The following is a 17,929-nucleotide window of genomic DNA, read 5'->3' on the forward strand; positions in this document are numbered from 1 at the left end:
ATTCCACTTTTAGACGAAATGCATTTTTTTGGATGAAATGCATGTTTTGTTCAGATATACTTTTAATTTCATCGCACGAAAACCAAAGAATCCATGTTTAAAAAAGTAGGACCGGGCGTTCTTGTCGCAGCAGCTTTTGTGGGTCCAGGAACAATCACTATGTGTACCTTGGCGGGAGTTCGCTTTGGATATGCTTTGATATGGGCCTTGTTGGTGTCCATTATTGCAACCATTGTTTTGCAAGGAATGGCCGGCAGAATAGGCCTTGTTACGCAAAACGGACTTGTTGATGTGGTCAGAACAGAACTTAAAACACCTTGGGTCAAAAATGTGGTAATAGCTATTGTTTTGGGGGCTATTTTGGTGGGTAATGCGGCCTACGAAGCAGGTAATGTTGGAGGTGCTACTCTGGGGCTTGAACAGTTGTTGCCGCAACCAGAATTAAAACCTCTTTTACCAGTAATTATAGGAGTCATCATATTTCTATTGCTTTGGTTCAGTAGTTATAAGATTTTAGAGAAAATATTTGTGGGCCTAGTTGGCATTATGGGAGTGAGCTTTGTAATTTGTGCCATTATCACCCAACCATCAATTTCTGGAATATTAAAAGGAATGTTTGTACCACAGCTGCCCGAAGACGGATTGCTCACGGTAATCGCTTTGGTGGGTACTACGGTGGTACCGTATAATCTCTTTTTGCATGCCTCTTTGGTTAAGGAGAAATGGAATTCCATAACCGATTTAAATGCTCTGAATTGGGACACTACCGTATCCATTGGTTTGGGAGGATTGGTTTCCATGGCAATACTGATAACGGCATCGGCAGCACCAATTTCGGAAATCAACAACGCTTTGGATATGGCAAAGGCCCTTGAGCCCTTGTTTGGCAAAATGGCGTTCTTATTTATGGCAATTGGACTTTTGGCCGCAGGTATCACCTCTGCAATCACCGCACCTTTGGCTGCCGCCTATGTGGCAAGTAGTTGCTTTGGTTGGGAAGGAGGCATGCAGAACAAAAGATTCAAAATGGTTTGGGCCATAGTACTTTTATGCGGGGTGGTGTTTCTTTCTTTTGATATAAAACCCATCGAGGTGATTCAATTTGCACAGGTGGCCAATGGAATCTTACTTCCTGTAATGGCACTCTTGCTATTATGGATAGTAAATAAAAAATCTGTGATGGGCGAAAACAAGAATACAGTGTTGCAAAATACATTCGGTATTGCCATTGTGGCATTCGCTATATTTTTAGGGGCAAAAAGTATTTTTAAAGTAGTTGGATTATTATAGATGGGTCAATTTAAGATTGATATTAATTGTGATGTAGGGGAAGGAGTAGGGAATGAAGCGGATATTTTCCCATTCATAAGTTCCTGTAACATTGCCTGCGGTGGCCATGCGGGAGACAAGGAAACCATGTTGAAGGTTGCCTCTCTCGCCAAGAAACATAATCTTAAGGTCGGTTCGCATCCATCATACCCTGATAAAGCTAATTTTGGAAGGGAAGTGATGGATATCTCAGACCAAGACCTAATACAAAGTATTAGAAAACAATTGGCGGATTTTGATGAGATTCTAAAACAGGAACAAATCAGCTTGCATCATATCAAAGCCCACGGAGCACTTTATAATCAAACGGCAAAGGATGAGAGGTTGGCAGAGGTGTATTTGGATGCCATTGCCGATTACAAACAGAGAGCCCTACTATACATTCCTTTTGACTCGGTAATAGCACGAAAAGCAAAGGAGCAAGGTTTCAATCTCTGGTTTGAAGCCTTTGCGGATAGAAACTATAATGCTGATTTATCCCTAGTCTCCAGAAAAGAAGAAAATGCTTTAATTACAGCACCCGAAGTAGTGTTAAAACATGTATTGCCCATCATTAAAAACGGAAAGGTACGGTCCGTGGATGGTGATTTGTGTGATATCCGGGCGAATACTCTTTGTATACATGGCGATACGGTTTCTGCGTTAAAAATATTAATGTATCTTTCAAAAGAATTACCCAAGAACCAGGTAGAAATACAAAAGTGAAAAGTTACCCCATCAGCATCAAACCCTTTGGAGAACGAGCCGTTTTAGTGGAGTGGCCCGATGAAGTAAGTGAATCCATTTTGGCAGATATCCTTGATTTTATGGATGCTTTTAAAGAGCTGAAAATACCCAATTGGGAAATGTCCGTTGCCTATAATTCCTTAACTATGGTCTATAACAAAGACCATTTGGATTTTGAGGATACCAAGGAAATGATTCAGGCTTGCCATGAAAAACAGGCCCAGTCAAAAACAGAACGAGTTCAACATTTATGGACACTTCCCGTTTGCTACGACCTTGAGTTTGGAATGGACATCGAAGAAGCGGCCAAAACTTTGAACATTTCGCTGGAAGAATTGATTAAACAGCATACCTCACATCAATATGTAGTCTACGGAATCGGTTTTTTGCCCGGTTTTATGTATTTGGGCGGGCTGCCATCATCTTTGGAGATTCCGCGTCGGGCAGAACCAAGATTGAAAGTGCAGAAAGGTTCCGTGGGGTTGGCCAGTAAACAAACCGGTATTTACCCCCAAGATTCCCCAGGGGGCTGGAACATTATTGGTAATTGCCCTGTAGCTTTGTTCGATCCCAGCAAAAAAGACCCTTGTTTCGTTAAAGTGGGGGATAAGATACAGTTCGAGAGTATTTCCAAAGCAGAATACGAACTTCATAAAATTGAAGGCGAAGTGGGCATTTACAAACCAGAAAAAGTAGTGTTGAATGCTTAAAGTGTTGAAACCAGGCCTTTATTTAACCATCCAAGACCTAGGTAGATTTGGGTACAGGGATATAGGTGTGCCTATTGCTGGGGCAATGGATGTGGAATCCGTTAAAAAAGCCAATCTGTTATTGGAGAATGATGAGAATGATGCTGTTTTGGAAATTACTATGACGGGTCCTACACTACAGTTTGATGCCGATACGTATATAAGCTTATCAGGAGCGCATATTGCTGCTACTTTGAACAAGGAGCCCATTGATAATTATGCGGTCGTAAAAGTGGAAAAAGGCGATATTTTGTCCTACGGGCGTTTGGAACAAGGATTCAGGGGATATTTGGCAGTTAAAGGCGGATTTCAATCCGAAAAATTACTCAATAGCCGTTCCCAATTTTACCCTGTTACCAGCAAAGCACGGATAAAGGATGGTGAAGAGATACCTTACAAGGAAACTTTAACGTATAAGCCCAAAATATCGGAAGTGAAGATTGAAGAGCATTTTGAGGAAAACACCTTGAAAGTATATAAAGGTCCTGAGTTTTCTTTATTGTCTGACGTACAGCTTACCGAAATATTTGCAAAACCTTTTACCGTCTCCAAGGAGAATAACCGAATGGCCTATCAGCTTTCTGAATTGATCACTGGGCATTCGCATTCCATGTTAACCTCTGGAACATTACCAGGAACTATCCAGTTGACTCCAGCAGGTCGTATGATCATTTTAATGAAAGATGGTCAAACCACGGGAGGTTATCCAAGAATCCTGCAACTTTCGGAAGAATCCATTTCCATTTTGGCCCAGAAAAAGTATGGGGACAAACTGCTGTTTAAACTTGTTTAGAAATAATTTTTCATTTTACCGAAAACAGAACCGTTATTTTTCGTACCATTGAAGTATGAAAAGAAATAATCTAGTCATTATCGAGGTCATTATTATCCCAGGAATGGGGTGATACAGACTTGCTATTGACTAAAAAGGCCTGTATCCCATACGATACAGGCCTTTTTTATTTGCAATAAAATTAATTGAATGTTGGATTTTTAATTAACCTAAAAAACTGAAATACAGATATTTATGTTTATTATGTTTCCAGTGGATTTAAACAGCAAGGAACTGTTAAAAATCTAGGGCTTTTTAAACATTTATCTTTGAATTGCGGTATATATTCAGAAGAATACTGTATTTGAATGAAATTTGATAATGGAATTGAACAAGTTTAGTAAAAAAGTAACACAAGACCCAACGCTGCCAGCTGCACAAGCAATGTTGCATGCGATTGGATTAACAGATGAAGATCTTCAAAAACCTTTAATCGGAATAGCGAGTACTGGCTACGAGGGTAACCCGTGCAATATGCATTTAAATGATTTGGCCCTTGATGTAAAAAAAGGGGTCGAGTCTTCCAATTTGGTGGGTCTTATCTTTAATACCATTGGGGTAAGCGACGGAATATCCAACGGAACTCCGGGTATGCGATACTCCCTGCCTTCAAGGGACATCATTGCAGATTCGATTGAAACCGTTATTCATGCTATGAGCTATGACGGATTGGTAACCGTGGTAGGATGTGACAAAAACATGCCGGGTGCCTTGATGGCACAATTGCGCTTGAACCGTCCATCCATTTTGGTGTATGGGGGAACTATAGCACCAGGGTGTCACAATAATAAAAAACTTGATATCATCTCGGCTTTTGAGGCATATGGACAAAAGGTTGCTGGCGCTATAGATGAAACCGAATATAAGGAAGTCATTCACAAAGCGTGTCCGGGAGCTGGAGCCTGCGGGGGTATGTACACGGCCAATACTATGGCATCTGCCATTGAGGCCATGGGAATGTCCATGCCTTTTAATTCTTCTATTCCAGCGGTAAACGATAAAAAACAAGCTGATTGCGAAGCTTCAGGTGCTGCTTTGTACCATTTGTTGAAGGAAGATATCAAACCAAGGGATATTGTTACCAAAAAGGCATTGGAAAATGCCTTTAGGTTAGTGACCGTGCTTGGCGGTTCTACCAATGCAGTACTTCACTTTATGGCCATAGCACATGCTGCAGAGGTTGACTTTACTTTGGAGGACATTACAAGAATAAGTGAATCAACACCTCTATTGGCCGATTTAAAGCCTAGTGGAAAATATTTAATGGAAGACCTTCACAAAGTGGGGGGTGTTCCAGCGGTATTGAAATATATGCTTAAAGAAGGCATGCTTCACGGCGATTGTATGACCGTTACCGGGAAAACCTTGGCGGAAAACCTATTGGATGCCCCAGATTTGCAAGAAGGTCAGGATATCATCAGAAAGAAAGAGCAGCCTATAAAGGAAACAGGACATATTCGTATTTTATATGGAAATCTTGCCTCTGAAGGAGCCGTAGCAAAAATCACAGGTAAAGAAGGATTGGAGTTTACGGGGACAGCGCGTGTTTTTGATAGCGAGGTTGCTGTAAACGAAGGTATCCATACCGGTAAGGTTCAGAAAGGCGATGTAGTGGTCATTCGTTATGAAGGGCCAAAAGGCGCTCCGGGAATGCCCGAAATGTTAAAGCCTACTTCCGCCATTATGGGAGCTGGGCTTGGAAAAGATGTGGCTTTGATTACTGATGGCAGGTTCTCAGGTGGTTCTCACGGATTTGTGGTGGGTCACGTTTCTCCTGAAGCTCAAGTAGGTGGTGGAATCGCCTTGGTGAAAAATGGAGATGAAATTACTATTGATGCTGTAAACAATACCATCAATATCAATATTTCGGACGAAGAGTTTGAGCAAAGAAGAAAAGAATGGAAGCAACCTGAATTAAAAATCAAGTCGGGAAGCTTATACAAATATGCCAAAACGGTATCATCGGCAGCAAAAGGCTGTGTTACCGATTTGTTCTAAAAATTATGATAGGGGTATCTCCCTAAATACAGGCTTATGGAGACATTAAAGGCACAAAAAAAAGATAGTAAAAAACAAAAGGCAATCAGGATAACAGGTGCGGAAGCCATAATCCATTGCTTGCTTGCAGAAGGGGTTGATTTGATTTATGGATACCCTGGTGGTGCCATTATGCCCGTTTATGATGAGCTGTACAAGTTTCAAGATAAATTAACACATATTCTGACGCGTCATGAACAAGGTGCCACGCATGCAGCCCAAGGCTACGCAAGAGTTACGGGTAGAGTAGGAGTAGCTATGGCAACTTCAGGACCAGGTGCAACCAACTTGGTAACAGGAATCGCCGATGCTCAGATAGATTCTACACCTATGGTGTGTATCACGGGTCAGGTAACCCGAAGCCTTTTGGGTTCTGACGCATTTCAGGAAACTGATATCGTGGGTATTTCTACACCGGTGACCAAGTGGAACTACCAGATTACCAGAGTGGAAGAGATTCCAGAGATAATGGCGAAGGCATTCTATATTGCAAGGTCAGGAAGACCGGGCCCTGTATTAGTGGACATCACCAAAAATGCCCAATTTGATGAGTTGGACTTTGTGTACGAAAAATGTACGGCGGTACGGAGCTACAAGCCTGTTCCAAAACCCGAACCCAGTAGTATTGAAAAAGCAGCAGAACTAATCAATAGCGCCAAAAAGCCATTTATTGTATTTGGACAAGGGGTGATTTTGGGTGAAGCGGAAGCTGAACTCAAAGCTTTGGTTGAAAAAGCCGGAATTCCTGCGGCATGGACTATTCTAGGATTATCCGCAATGGATACCGACCATCCGCTGAATGTTGGTATGGTAGGAATGCACGGAAACTACGCTCCCAATATGCTTACCAACAAGTGCGATCTGCTCATTGCCATCGGAATGCGTTTTGATGATCGTGTGACCGGTGATTTGAATACCTACGCAAAGCAGGCCAAGGTCATTCATTTTGAAATTGATCCGGCAGAAGTCAACAAAAATGTAAAAGTAGATGTTGCCGTTTTGGGTAATGCCAAAGAAACGTTGAGTGCCATTTTGCCTTTATTGGATAAAAAAGAGCACAAGGAATGGAAGGCTGAATTTGATAAAATGCATCAGATTGAGTACGACACCCTTATTAAAAATGATATTCACCCAACCAAAGAAGGGCTTACAATGGGTGAGGTAATTGAGCAAATCAATATAGCCTCTGGTCAAAAAGCTGTTATTGTTTCCGATGTGGGACAGCATCAAATGATAGCATGTCGATATGCCAAGTTCAAACAGTCCAAGAGTAATATTACTTCTGGAGGCTTGGGAACCATGGGATTTGGGCTTCCAGCGGCTATTGGGGCCAAAATGGGTGCAATGGATCGCGAAGTGGTTGCTATTATAGGAGACGGTGGTTATCAAATGACCATTCAAGAACTCGGTGTTATCTTTCAACACAACGTACCCGTTAAGATTGTGGTTTTGAACAATGACCACTTGGGAATGGTGCGTCAGTGGCAGGAACTCTTTTTTGATAGAAGGTATGCTTCAACAGTGATGACAAATCCAGATTTTGTAAAAATCGCGGAAGGATACCATATCAAATCACGAAGAGTAATCGAGCGAGGTGATCTTCAAGAAGCGGTGCAAGAAATGATGGCATCCAAAGAGCCATATTTTTTGGAGGTAAAAGTGGAAAAAGAGGATAATGTATTTCCGATGATTCCATCAGGGGCATCCGTTTCAGATATCAGGTTAAAATAAATGGATCAATCCGCTATCACAGAAAAGCCTAAGCAATATCAAAATTTGCTTGAGAAGAGCAAGGAGATGGGATTTACCATGCCTTCCGATATTTATATTGGCACTTTGTTGAAAACACTGGTGGCATCAAAACCATCAGGTAAGTTTTTGGAGTTGGGTACGGGAATTGGATTGTCTTTGTCCTGGTTGATTCAGGGGATGGATGAGAATTCAAAAATAACAAGTATCGATAATGACCCAGCACTAATCGAAGTGGCAAAATTGTTTTTTGAGGACAAAGACAGATTGGAGCTTATTTGTGTGGATGGCGGCAAGTGGCTGAATGAATACAAGGGAGATTCTTTCGACTTGATTTTTGCAGATGCTTGGCCTGGGAAATACAGTCATTTGGATACGACATTGGCACTATTGAACAAAGGAGGTTACTATGTAATCGACGATATGCAAAAGCAGTCCAATTGGTCAGAAGGACATGAAGAAAAAGCCAATGCATTGGTGAAGGTGCTTGAAAAAAGGGATGATATTACAATTACAAAGATGAACTGGTCCACAGGACTTATAGTTGCAGTAAAAAAATAGAAGAGAACATGGAAAAACAATGGTATACCATCTCGGTGTATTCCGAAAATCATGTGGGGTTGCTCAATAGAATATCGGGGATATTCTTAAAGCGACACATTAATATAGAAAGCTTAAATGTTTCTAAATCAGAGATAGAAGGTGTTTCAAAATTTACTATTGTAGTTTTTACTACGGAGGATTGGACCCGCAAGATTGTTGGTCAAATAGAAAAGCAAATAGAGGTTATCAAGGCATATTACCATACCGATGATGAAACCATTTATCAAGAATCTGCGTTGTTCAAGATTGCTTCGCACTTGTTGTTCGATGAACGTCAGATTCAAAACATCATCAAAGAAAGCAATGCGCAGATTGTAACTGTAAACCGTGAGTTTTTTGCCTTGGCCAAAACAGGTCGTAGGCACGAAATAGACGAAATGCACGATGCACTTTTGCCCTACGGCATTATGCAGTTTGTGCGTTCGGGCAGAATCGCAGTAACAAAGGCAACTATGCCGATAAGCGAAATATTACAAGAATTTCAAGAAAACTAAATAGCATAAAATCAAATATTAAAAATGGCAAATTACTTTAACACACTATCACTTCGCGAACAACTGACACAGTTGGGGAAATGTAGATTTATGGATTCCAGCGAGTTCGCCGATGGTGTTACCGCACTAAAAGGAAAGAAAATTGTAATTGTTGGGTGTGGCGCCCAAGGATTGAACCAAGGGTTGAACATGCGAGATTCGGGATTGGATATTTCTTATGCGCTTCGTGCAGCAGCCATCAAAGAGGAAAGACAATCGTTCAAGAACGCTAAGGAGAACAATTTTGTGGTGGGAACCTATGACGAGTTGATTCCGACCGCTGATTTGGTGATTAACCTTACTCCAGACAAGCAACACACCAATGTGGTGAGCACCGTTATGCCTTTGATGAAAAAAGGAGCGACATTGTCTTACTCCCACGGTTTCAACATCGTGGAAGAAGGAATGCAGGTTCGCGAGGACCTTACCGTAATTATGGTAGCGCCAAAAAGTCCAGGTTCCGAGGTGCGTGAAGAGTACAAAAGAGGTTTTGGTGTACCTACCTTGATTGCCGTTCACCCAGAAAACGACCCGGAAGGAAAAGGATTGGAACAGGCCAAAGCGTATGCGGCAGGAACAGGTGGTGATAAAGCAGGTGTTTTGGAGTCATCATTTGTGGCGGAAGTAAAATCTGATTTAATGGGAGAACAGACCATTCTTTGTGGTTTGTTGCAAACTGGTTCCATTCTTTCTTTCAATAAAATGGTTGAAAAGGGAGTGGACAAAGCTTATGCTTCCAAATTGATTCAATACGGATGGGAAACCATCACCGAAGGATTGAAACAAGGAGGTATTACCAATATGATGGATCGTTTGTCCAACCCAGCAAAAATCAAAGCTTTTGATTTGGCAGAAGAATTAAAAGTAATCATGCGTCCCTTGTTCCAAAAGCACATGGATGATATTATGAGTGGACATTTTTCCAAAACCATGATGGAAGACTGGGACAATGGGGATAAAAACCTCTTGGATTGGAGGGCTGCCACGGGAGAGACTGCTTTTGAAAAAACACCGGCAGGAGATATGGAAATCTCTGAGCAGGAATACTACGATAACGGCGTGTTAATGGTCGCTTTTGTGAAATCAGGAGTGGAATTGGCCTATGAGACCATGACCGAATCTGGAATCATTGGCGAGTCTGCTTACTACGAATCGTTGCACGAGACCCCATTGATCGCCAACACTATTGCAAGAAAGAAATTGTTCGAGATGAACCGCGTAATCTCCGATACTGCAGAGTATGGATGTTACTTGTTCGACCATGCTTGTAAGCCACTTTTGACGGATTTTATGAAGCAAGTGGATACCGATATCATTGGAAAGCACTTTGGTGAAGGCAAAGATACCGGTGTGGATAACGTTAGGTTGATTGCCGTGAACAAGGCCATCCGTGAGCACGATGTAGAAGTTGTAGGTGCCAGATTGCGGGCATCGATGACGGCCATGAAGCCAATTGGATAACACAAAACCATTGGCCCTATGAGTGAAACTGTGGAAACTTATTTTCCGCAAATAGCGGATATTTATCAGGCAGCAAAGACTATTGCCCAAGTGGCGGAGGAAACCCCTTTGCAGCAAAGTATCCGCTATTCCAAATCGCATGGGGCCAATATTCTTCTCAAACGGGAAGACCTTCACAGGGTACGTAGCTACAAAATTCGTGGTGCGTACAACAAGATAAGCTCATTGAGCCAAAAACAATTGGACAGCGGTGTGGTCTGTGCCAGTGCGGGAAACCATGTGCAGGGCGTTGCTTTTGCTTGTAGTCATTTACAGGTAAAAGGAACCATTTATATGCCAGTGGTGACCCCAAAGCAAAAAATAGACCAGACCAAAATGTTCGGTGGTGAATGGGTTGATATCGTCTTGGAAGGAGATACTTTTGATGATTCCAAAAAAGCTGCCCAAATATTCTGTGAGCAAGAAGGAAAAACCTTTGTTCACCCTTTTGATGATGAAAAAACCATAGAAGGGCAGGCTACCGTTGGTTTGGAGATTTTGCAACAATCCAGCGAACCCATCGATTACGTTTTTGTGGCCGTTGGTGGTGGTGGATTGGCATCGGGCCTTTGCGGTACGTTTCAAGCATTGTCGCCCAATACTAAAATCATTGGCGTGGAGCCCGAAGGAGCGCCATCCATGCTAAAATCCATTGAGCAGGGAGAATTGGTGGAACTGGAGAAGATAGATAAGTTTATTGATGGAGCGGCGGTTCAAAAAGTAGGTTCGTTAACTTTTCCGATTTGCAAGGCGTATTTGCACAAAATGGTGACTGTTCCCGAAGGTAAAGTCTGCCAGACCATCTTAGATCTTTACAATAGAGATGCCATTGTAGTGGAGCCGGCAGGAGCTTTGACAATCGCTGCTCTGGATTATTTCAAGGAAGAGATAAAGGGAAAGAATGTGGTCTGTGTGGTCAGCGGAAGCAATAACGACATTACACGAACAGCCGAAATAAAGGAAAGGGCCTTGCTATATGGCCAATTGAAGCATTATTTCATTGTTAGGTTCCCGCAAAGGCCAGGCGCATTGAAAGAATTTGTGGCGGATATTTTGGGGCCCAATGATGACATCACCCATTTTGAGTACTCCAAAAAATCGAGTAGGGAAAATGCACCAGCCATTGTAGGGGTGGAGCTTAAATCTCCCGATGATTTGGAGCCCTTGATTCATCGGATGAAAGAGAATAACTTCTTTGGGGATTATCTCAACAATAAACCTGATCTGTTCCAATATTTGGTGTGATGCCACCAACATTTTTAGGTATCATTATTATAAACTCGGTTTTCCATCCCTTTCAAGACCAATTGCACGAAAACTAAGCTATTTTCATTTGCTTTTATCTTAGTTTTGTGTGGGATGAAAGACCATTTCAATCAACACTAATCGCTTAAAATAACAACTAATGGCTACAACTAAAACAGGAATACCTGAACAATATCAAATCACTGAAGAAATCCATCAAAAAACCTATTTAGTGCATGGAGAACTACGTAAATGGAATGGTGATACCAGTCCGGTAGTTTCCACAATTTCGTCAACAGAAGAATATGCTCCCACAACCTTGGGAAGTGTACCCGACATGGGGGAGCCCGAAGCAATAGATGCATTGGATGCTGCTTTAGCTGCTTATGACAAAGGGCAAGGGCTTTGGCCTACTATGAAGGTAAAGGACCGTATTGATTGTATGGAGTCCTTTGTGGGGAAAATGGAAGAGAAACGTGAAGAGGTGGTGAAGCTTTTGATGTGGGAAATAGGTAAATCCAAACCAGATTCCTATAAGGAATTTGACCGTACCGTTGAGTATATTTACGATACCATTGAGGATTACAAGCAATTGGATCGTGATTCTGCCAAGTTTCAAAAACATGATGGCGTTTATGCCCATATTCGAAGAGGTCCATTGGGTGTTGTGTTGTGTCTTGGACCTTATAACTATCCCTTGAACGAAACTTTTGCTTTATTGATTCCTGCCATCATAATGGGGAATACAACCATTTTTAAGCCTGCAAAGCATGGAGTTCTGTTGATTACGCCGCTTTTGGAGGCATTTCAGAGTAGTTTTCCCAAAGGAGTGGTAAATATACTTTTTGGAAGGGGAAGGGCCGTAGCAGCACCCATAATGAAAACAGGAAAGGTTGATGTGCTGGCATTGATTGGAAACAGTAAATCGGCCAACGCCTTGCAAGAACAGCACCCAAAAAGTAACAGACTCCGTTTGGTTTTAGGCTTGGAAGCAAAAAACCCGGCCATTGTATTGCCTGATGCTGAATTGGACTTGACTATTAATGAATGTATTTCCGGAACCTTGTCATTCAATGGACAGCGTTGTACTGCATTAAAGGTAGTTTATGTGCACGATGAGGTGAAAAATGAATTTTTGAAGCGTTTCGGGGAGAAGGTTGATGGATTAAAATTCGGAAACCCTTGGGATGACGGCGTCAACTTGACCCCGCTTCCCGAACCAGATAAGCCAGCCTATATTCAAGAGTTGTTGGATGATGCCTTGGCAAAAGGGGCTAAAATCATCAACAAAAAAGGAGGGAAGCATTTTGATAATTACATATGGCCCGCCGTGTTGTACCCTGTGACCAAAGATATGCGGGTGTATCAAGAGGAGCAATTTGGGCCTATAATTCCAGTGCTTTCATTTAAGGAAATTGAAGAGCCTCTGGATGATATGGCAGAATCCAACTACGGACAGCAAGTAAGTTTGTTCGGTAAGGATGTTTATACTTTGTCTCCGCTAATCGACACCTTGGCCAACTTGGTGTGCCGTGTAAACCTGAACAGTTCCTGCCAAAGGGGACCAGACGTATATCCATTTACGGGTAGAAAAGACTCTGCACAATCGACCTTGAGTGTACACGATGCTTTGCGGTCTTTCTCTATTAGAACCTTTGTTGCTTTTAAAGACAATGAATTAAATACTCAGACTGTGGAGCAATTAATGGAAGCTAAAGTGAGTAATTTCTTGAGCACGGATTATATTTTGTAGAATGAAAGCTTTTGCAATAAACCATAAAGAAAAAGCCCGAGCATATACTCGGGCTTTTTTTGGTTTTATGCAGGGTGGGTTAAATGTTCTCCACCAACCAGTCACCGACTTCGCTAGTTTTGTATGCTTTTCCACCATCGGCCAAGTCTTCGGTAACCACGCCTTCGGCCAATGATTTGTTCACCACTTCGCGAATCGCTTCGGCTTCATCTTTAAGACCAAATGCCGTTTCGAACATCATTGCGGCAGATAAAACTGTCGCTAAAGGATTAGCAATATTTTTTCCTGCTGCTTGCGGGTAAGAACCGTGAATAGGTTCGAACAAAGAAGTCTTTTCCCCTAATGAAGCAGAAGGCATCAATCCCATAGAACCAGAAATTACGGAAGCTTCATCGGTTAAGATATCTCCGAACAAGTTTTCTGTGATCAACACATCATAAGCACTTGGCCATTGCACCAAACGCATTGCTACGGCATCCACAAATTCATAGGATACCTCCACTTCAGGATAGTCTTTTTCCAATTTTTGAACGGTTTCTCTCCACAAACGAGAAGTTTCCAAAACGTTGGCCTTGTCCACACAGCAAAGCTTTTTGGAACGCTGCATCGCCATTTCAAAACCTTTTTTTGCCAAACGCTCCACTTCTGCGCGAGTATAGGTACAAGTATCGTAAGCGGTGTTATCGTTGTCCTCACGACCTCTCTTTCCAAAATAGATTCCGCCTGTCAGTTCACGAAGAAAAACAAGGTCGGTACCTTCAATTCTTTCTTTTTTCAAAGGTGACTTATCAATCAAAGAAGGAAACGTAAACGTAGGTCGTACATTGGCGAACAATCCCAATTTCTGACGCATTTTCAATAAGCCTTGCTCTGGACGTACCTTGGCAGATGGATCATTATCAAAACGTGGATGACCAATGGCACCAAAAAGTACGGCATCGGCAGCAACACAGGCTTCGTGGGTTTCGTCGGGGTAAGGTTCACCAACGGCATCAATGGCCGCGGCACCTGTTAGAGCGGGGGTCCAGCTAATTTCGTGCCCAAACTTTACAGCTACGGCATCAGATACTTTTACGGCTTGATCAATTACTTCGGGGCCAATTCCATCTCCGGCCAGGAGTGCTATGTTTAATTTCATCTTTATCGTTGTCGGTTAATCGTTTTAGTTAAACCAGATTTAGCATTTTTTCCGTGGCTTTTATGGCAGATACCGTTTGGTCTGAATCCAGCCCACGAGTCGTAAAATCTTTTTCCTTGGTTTCCCAGGTGATGACGGTCTCACAAAGTGCATCGGAGTTACTACCTGGCGGGATTCGGACGGCATAGTCCACCAATTTGGGCAACTCTCGTCCTTCTTTTTTGTACACCTTTTTCAATGCATTGATAAAAGCATCAAACTGTCCATCCCCTTGTGAACTTTCCTCATAGATTTTACCCTCAATTTCAATGGAAAGGGTGGTGGAGGGTTTTAATCCTTTGGAATGGGTGAGCACGTAAGATTTTACAAATACCTTTTGCTGATGTAGATTACTATCCAAAACATCAGAAATGATGTATGGTAAATCTTCTTTAGTGACGCGTTCTTTTTTGTCACCAAGCTCAATGATGCGTTCCGTAACCTTTTTCAGTTCGTCGTCGTTCAGGGTCAATCCAAGCTCTTGCAGATTCTTCTGAATATTGGCCTTTCCTGATGTTTTACCTAATGCATATTTACGTTTTCTACCAAATCTCTCAGGCAGTAAGTCATTAAAGTAAAGATTCTTTTTACTATCTCCATCTGCGTGTATTCCAGCAGTTTGAGTAAATACATTGTCTCCAACAATAGGTTTGTTGTCAGGTATGCTGAAACCAGTAAAAGCGGACACCAATTTACTAACTTTGTAAAGGGACGATTCTTTTACACCAATCTTGATTTCTGGTAAAAAATCGTTGATTACCGCAACGGCGCTGGCAAGGGGTGCATTACCCGCACGTTCGCCCATTCCATTAACGGTAAGGTGCAATCCGTGGGCGCCGGCCTTTAAAGCCTCCATTACATTGGCGACACTTAAATCGTAGTCGTTGTGCCCATGGAAATCGAAATGGGTATTGGGATATCTTTCAATGATTTCTTTTAGGAAAGCCCCTGTTTCGGTATGTGTAAGTACTCCTAAGGTGTCGGGCAACAAAACTCTTTTAATGGGCTGCTTCGTCAAAAAATCCAAAAACTGAAACACATAATCTTTGGAATTTCGCATTCCGTTGCTCCAGTCTTCTAGATACACATTGGTATCAATTCCTAGCTTTTGCGCTTCGGAAACAACTTTTCCTATTTCTGCAAAATGCTGTTCCGGAGTTTTTTTTAGCTGATGGGTCAAATGGTTCAACGAACCTTTGGTAAGCAGGTTCTGTACCTTGGCGCCTGCTTCTTGCATCCATTTAAGGGAAACGCCATTGTCCACAAAGGTCAACACTTCCACTTTGGATAGGTAACCTTCTGTTTTGGCCCAGTCGGCTATATTTTTCACAGCCTCTAATTCCCCTTCTGAAACACGGGCAGAAGCCACCTCAATGCGGTCCACTTGGAGTTCTTCCAATAACAATTTGGCCAAGGTTAGCTTTTCCGATGCAGAAAAGGAAACTCCAGAGGTTTGTTCACCATCCCTAAGGGTGGTGTCCATAATTTCTATGGTGCGTGTTTTCATTTTTTAGTGCCGTAGTGTTCCGACCAATAGGTTATAGGGGTGTGTTTTCCGCGTATTTCTCAATATCATCTTGGATGTTCAACAAGTAGTCAATATCATCAAAACCGTTGAGCATATTGTCTTTTTTGTAATCGTTGATTTCGAAACTTTCGTTTTCGCCAGTTGCCAAAATGGTAATCTTTTGTTCTGGCAGGTTGATTTCCAACTCAGCTTTTGGGTCAGCTTCAATCGCCTTGAAGATTTTGTCCAAAAACTCAGCACTCACCTGAACGGGAAGCACACCGATGTTCAAACAGTTGTTTCTAAAAATATCCGCAAAAAAGCTGGATACCACACAGCGGAAACCGTAATCATAAACGGCCCAAGCGGCGTGTTCTCTTGAAGAACCGGATCCAAAGTTTTTACCACCCACTAAAATTTTTCCAGAATAGATTGGGTTGTTCAGTACGAATTGCTCCTTTGGAGTTCCGTCTGAATTGTATCTCCAATCGCGGAACAAATTGTCGCCAAATCCTTTACGCTCGGTAGCTTTTAGGAATCTTGCTGGGATTATCTGGTCGGTATCCACATTTTCGATAGGCAATGGTACCGCTGAACTTGTTAGTATGTTGAATTTATCGTAAGCCATTATTTTTCAATTTTCAGTTGTCAATTATCAATGGATTGTTTCATTGCTAATTGTTCATTGTTATGCTAATATCTCTTCGTTCATTAACTTCCTTGGGTCGGTCACTTTTCCAGTAACAGCAGCAGCAGCAGCCACTAATGGACTAGCAAGTAATGTACGAGCGCCAGGCCCTTGCCGTCCTTCAAAGTTTCTGTTTGAGGTACTTACGGCATATTTTCCTGCAGGAACTTTGTCGTCGTTCATTGCCAAACAAGCGGAACAGCCAGGCTCTCTCAATTCAAAACCAGCTTCGGTCAGGATATCCAAGATACCTTCTTCTTTAATGGCTTCTTCCACTTTGTGGGAGCCAGGAACTAACCAAGCGGTTACATTGTCGGCCTTTTTTCGTCCTTTTATGATGGAGGCAAAGGCTCTAAAATCTTCAATTCTACCATTGGTGCAACTTCCCAAGAACACAAAATCGATAGGTTTGCCCACCATTGGCTCTCCTTCGTTATAATCCATGTAGTCCAATGATTTTTTATAGGTAGCGGCAGCACCATCAATGGTTTCGGCCAACGGAATACTACTACTGATTCCCATTCCCATTCCAGGATTGGTGCCGAAGGTGATCATGGGTTCAATCTCGCTGGCATCAAAAGTTATTTCTTTGTCAAATTCAGCATCATCATCAGAATAAAGGGTTTTCCAGTATTCCATTGCGGCATCCCAATCTTTTCCTTTTGGGGTGTACTCTCTTCCTTCGATATAATCAAAGGTTTTCTCATCCGGAGCGATCATACCACCACGGGCACCCATTTCAATGCTAAGGTTACAAACCGTCATACGGCCCTCCATGGACATATTTTTGAAGACATCTCCAGCATATTCTACGAAATATCCAGTCGCACCAGAGGTGGACAATTTGGAAATGATGAAAAGTGCTACATCCTTGGGGGTAACGGCTTCGCTCAATTCCCCATTTACATTGATGCGCAAACTCTTGGGTTTGGGCTGCATAATGCATTGGGTGGAAAGCACCATTTCTACCTCGCTAGTACCTATCCCAAAGGCAATGGCGCCAAAGGCTCCATGCGTAGAGGTGTGTGAATCTCCACAAACAATGGTGGCTCCAGGTAGGGTTATTCCGTTTTCTGGGCCAATTACGTGTACAATTCCGTTTTTCTTATGTCCAAGACCCCAATATGGAATGTCGTGTGCGTTGGCATTTTCTTCCAATGCCCTCAACTGATTGGCGGACAATGGGTCTTTTACCGGCAAGTGTTGATTACGGGTCGGGGTATTGTGGTCTGCAGTCGCAAAAGTGCGCTCTGGGTACAATACTTTAATTCCTCTGTTCTTTAGTCCTAAAAAAGCTACGGGACTGGTTACTTCGTGGACCAAATGTCTATCGATGAAGAGTACATCGGGACCATTCTCAATATGCTTCACCACGTGGGAATCCCAAACTTTATCAAATAGTGTCTTGCTCATTGTGTCTTCAATAATTTGTAAGCATACAAAGTTAAAATTTGTATGTAAAACTAATTTTCGTTTGGTATGAAATTACGATGTTCAACGC

Annotated in this window: 15 protein-coding genes; 11 read left to right on the forward strand and 4 right to left on the reverse strand. The window is 42.3% G+C overall.

Annotated elements, in window-relative coordinates:
* Positions 1-93: 93 nt before the first annotated feature.
* From ACQQ5U_RS02255 to ACQQ5U_RS02305, 11 genes are all read left to right on the forward strand, one after another.
* The gene (locus ACQQ5U_RS02255) at positions 94-1,290 is read left to right on the forward strand and encodes an Nramp family divalent metal transporter (RefSeq protein ID WP_437395312.1); all 1,197 of its coding nucleotides are present in this window, start codon (positions 94-96) and stop codon (positions 1,288-1,290) included.
* Entirely contained in the window at positions 1,291-2,034 is a 744-nt protein-coding gene (gene pxpA, locus ACQQ5U_RS02260) for a 5-oxoprolinase subunit PxpA (protein ID WP_437395313.1), read from the forward strand. It abuts the gene before it with no gap.
* A complete protein-coding gene (gene pxpB, locus ACQQ5U_RS02265) occupies positions 2,031-2,765 on the forward strand; it encodes a 5-oxoprolinase subunit PxpB (protein ID WP_437395314.1) in 735 nt (244 codons plus the stop codon). Before pxpA ends, pxpB begins: the two co-directional genes overlap by 4 nt.
* Entirely contained in the window at positions 2,758-3,597 is an 840-nt protein-coding gene (locus tag ACQQ5U_RS02270; protein ID WP_437395315.1) for a biotin-dependent carboxyltransferase family protein, read from the forward strand. Before pxpB ends, ACQQ5U_RS02270 begins: the two co-directional genes overlap by 8 nt.
* Before the next feature lie 360 nt (positions 3,598-3,957).
* Positions 3,958-5,634, forward strand: a complete 1,677-nt coding sequence (gene ilvD / locus ACQQ5U_RS02275; protein WP_437395316.1) for a dihydroxy-acid dehydratase — start codon at positions 3,958-3,960, stop codon at positions 5,632-5,634.
* A gap of 36 nt (positions 5,635-5,670) precedes the next feature.
* On the forward strand, positions 5,671-7,404 hold the full coding sequence (gene ilvB, locus ACQQ5U_RS02280; RefSeq protein ID WP_437395317.1) for a biosynthetic-type acetolactate synthase large subunit: 1,734 nt from the start codon (positions 5,671-5,673) through the stop codon (positions 7,402-7,404).
* Positions 7,405-7,983: an O-methyltransferase gene (locus ACQQ5U_RS02285; protein ID WP_437395318.1), complete on the forward strand. Its 579-nt coding sequence runs from the start codon at positions 7,405-7,407 to the stop codon at positions 7,981-7,983.
* Between the two features lie 8 nt (positions 7,984-7,991).
* The gene (gene ilvN, locus ACQQ5U_RS02290; protein WP_437395319.1) at positions 7,992-8,519 is read left to right on the forward strand and encodes an acetolactate synthase small subunit; all 528 of its coding nucleotides are present in this window, start codon (positions 7,992-7,994) and stop codon (positions 8,517-8,519) included.
* 24 nt (positions 8,520-8,543) lie between these two features.
* A complete protein-coding gene (gene ilvC, locus ACQQ5U_RS02295) occupies positions 8,544-10,019 on the forward strand; it encodes a ketol-acid reductoisomerase (RefSeq protein WP_437395320.1) in 1,476 nt (491 codons plus the stop codon).
* 18 nt (positions 10,020-10,037) lie between these two features.
* Positions 10,038-11,303, forward strand: a complete 1,266-nt coding sequence (gene ilvA, locus ACQQ5U_RS02300) for a threonine ammonia-lyase (RefSeq protein ID WP_437395321.1) — start codon at positions 10,038-10,040, stop codon at positions 11,301-11,303.
* A gap of 160 nt (positions 11,304-11,463) precedes the next feature.
* The gene (locus ACQQ5U_RS02305; RefSeq protein ID WP_437395322.1) at positions 11,464-13,056 is read left to right on the forward strand and encodes an NADP-dependent glyceraldehyde-3-phosphate dehydrogenase; all 1,593 of its coding nucleotides are present in this window, start codon (positions 11,464-11,466) and stop codon (positions 13,054-13,056) included.
* Positions 13,057-13,135: 79 nt separating this feature from the next.
* Here ACQQ5U_RS02305 and leuB read toward each other — a convergent pair whose 3' ends face one another.
* Genes leuB through leuC form a run of 4 tightly spaced genes read right to left on the reverse strand, consistent with a single transcriptional unit; the run spans position 13,136 to position 17,841 of the window.
* Positions 13,136-14,194, reverse strand: coding sequence for a 3-isopropylmalate dehydrogenase (gene leuB, locus ACQQ5U_RS02310; protein ID WP_437395323.1), 1,059 nt, complete (start codon positions 14,192-14,194; stop codon positions 13,136-13,138).
* 28 nt (positions 14,195-14,222) lie between these two features.
* On the reverse strand, positions 14,223-15,740 hold the full coding sequence (locus ACQQ5U_RS02315; RefSeq protein WP_437395324.1) for an alpha-isopropylmalate synthase regulatory domain-containing protein: 1,518 nt from the start codon (positions 15,738-15,740) through the stop codon (positions 14,223-14,225).
* Positions 15,741-15,771: 31 nt separating this feature from the next.
* Positions 15,772-16,368, reverse strand: a complete 597-nt coding sequence (gene leuD, locus ACQQ5U_RS02320; RefSeq protein ID WP_437395325.1) for a 3-isopropylmalate dehydratase small subunit — start codon at positions 16,366-16,368, stop codon at positions 15,772-15,774.
* Between the two features lie 60 nt (positions 16,369-16,428).
* Positions 16,429-17,841 carry a 3-isopropylmalate dehydratase large subunit gene (gene leuC / locus ACQQ5U_RS02325; RefSeq protein WP_437395326.1) on the reverse strand — a complete coding sequence of 471 codons (1,413 nt, stop codon included), beginning with the start codon at positions 17,839-17,841 and terminating at the stop codon, positions 16,429-16,431.
* Positions 17,842-17,929 lie beyond the last annotated feature (88 nt).

The sequence above is a fragment of the Flagellimonas lutimaris genome, assembly GCF_051494225.1.
GTDB lineage: Bacteria > Bacteroidota > Bacteroidia > Flavobacteriales > Flavobacteriaceae > Flagellimonas > Flagellimonas lutimaris_A.

Excerpts from the sequence above, each read along its gene's own strand:
- ilvN (WP_437395319.1), top strand. The coding sequence starts at position 7,992 with ATGGAAAAACAATGGTATACCATCTCGGTGTATTCCGAAAATCATGTG.
- ACQQ5U_RS02305 (WP_437395322.1), top strand. The coding sequence starts at position 11,464 with ATGGCTACAACTAAAACAGGAATACCTGAACAATATCAAATCACTGAA.
- leuD (WP_437395325.1), bottom strand. The coding sequence starts at position 16,368 with ATGGCTTACGATAAATTCAACATACTAACAAGTTCAGCGGTACCATTG.
- ACQQ5U_RS02285 (WP_437395318.1), top strand. The coding sequence starts at position 7,405 with ATGGATCAATCCGCTATCACAGAAAAGCCTAAGCAATATCAAAATTTG.
- ilvB (WP_437395317.1), top strand. The coding sequence starts at position 5,671 with ATGGAGACATTAAAGGCACAAAAAAAAGATAGTAAAAAACAAAAGGCA.
- pxpA (WP_437395313.1), top strand. The coding sequence starts at position 1,291 with ATGGGTCAATTTAAGATTGATATTAATTGTGATGTAGGGGAAGGAGTA.
- ilvD (WP_437395316.1), top strand. The coding sequence starts at position 3,958 with ATGGAATTGAACAAGTTTAGTAAAAAAGTAACACAAGACCCAACGCTG.
- leuC (WP_437395326.1), bottom strand. The coding sequence starts at position 17,841 with ATGAGCAAGACACTATTTGATAAAGTTTGGGATTCCCACGTGGTGAAG.
- ilvA (WP_437395321.1), top strand. The coding sequence starts at position 10,038 with ATGAGTGAAACTGTGGAAACTTATTTTCCGCAAATAGCGGATATTTAT.
- ilvC (WP_437395320.1), top strand. The coding sequence starts at position 8,544 with ATGGCAAATTACTTTAACACACTATCACTTCGCGAACAACTGACACAG.
- ACQQ5U_RS02255 (WP_437395312.1), top strand. The coding sequence starts at position 94 with ATGTTTAAAAAAGTAGGACCGGGCGTTCTTGTCGCAGCAGCTTTTGTG.
- leuB (WP_437395323.1), bottom strand. The coding sequence starts at position 14,194 with ATGAAATTAAACATAGCACTCCTGGCCGGAGATGGAATTGGCCCCGAA.
- ACQQ5U_RS02315 (WP_437395324.1), bottom strand. The coding sequence starts at position 15,740 with ATGAAAACACGCACCATAGAAATTATGGACACCACCCTTAGGGATGGT.
- ACQQ5U_RS02270 (WP_437395315.1), top strand. The coding sequence starts at position 2,758 with ATGCTTAAAGTGTTGAAACCAGGCCTTTATTTAACCATCCAAGACCTA.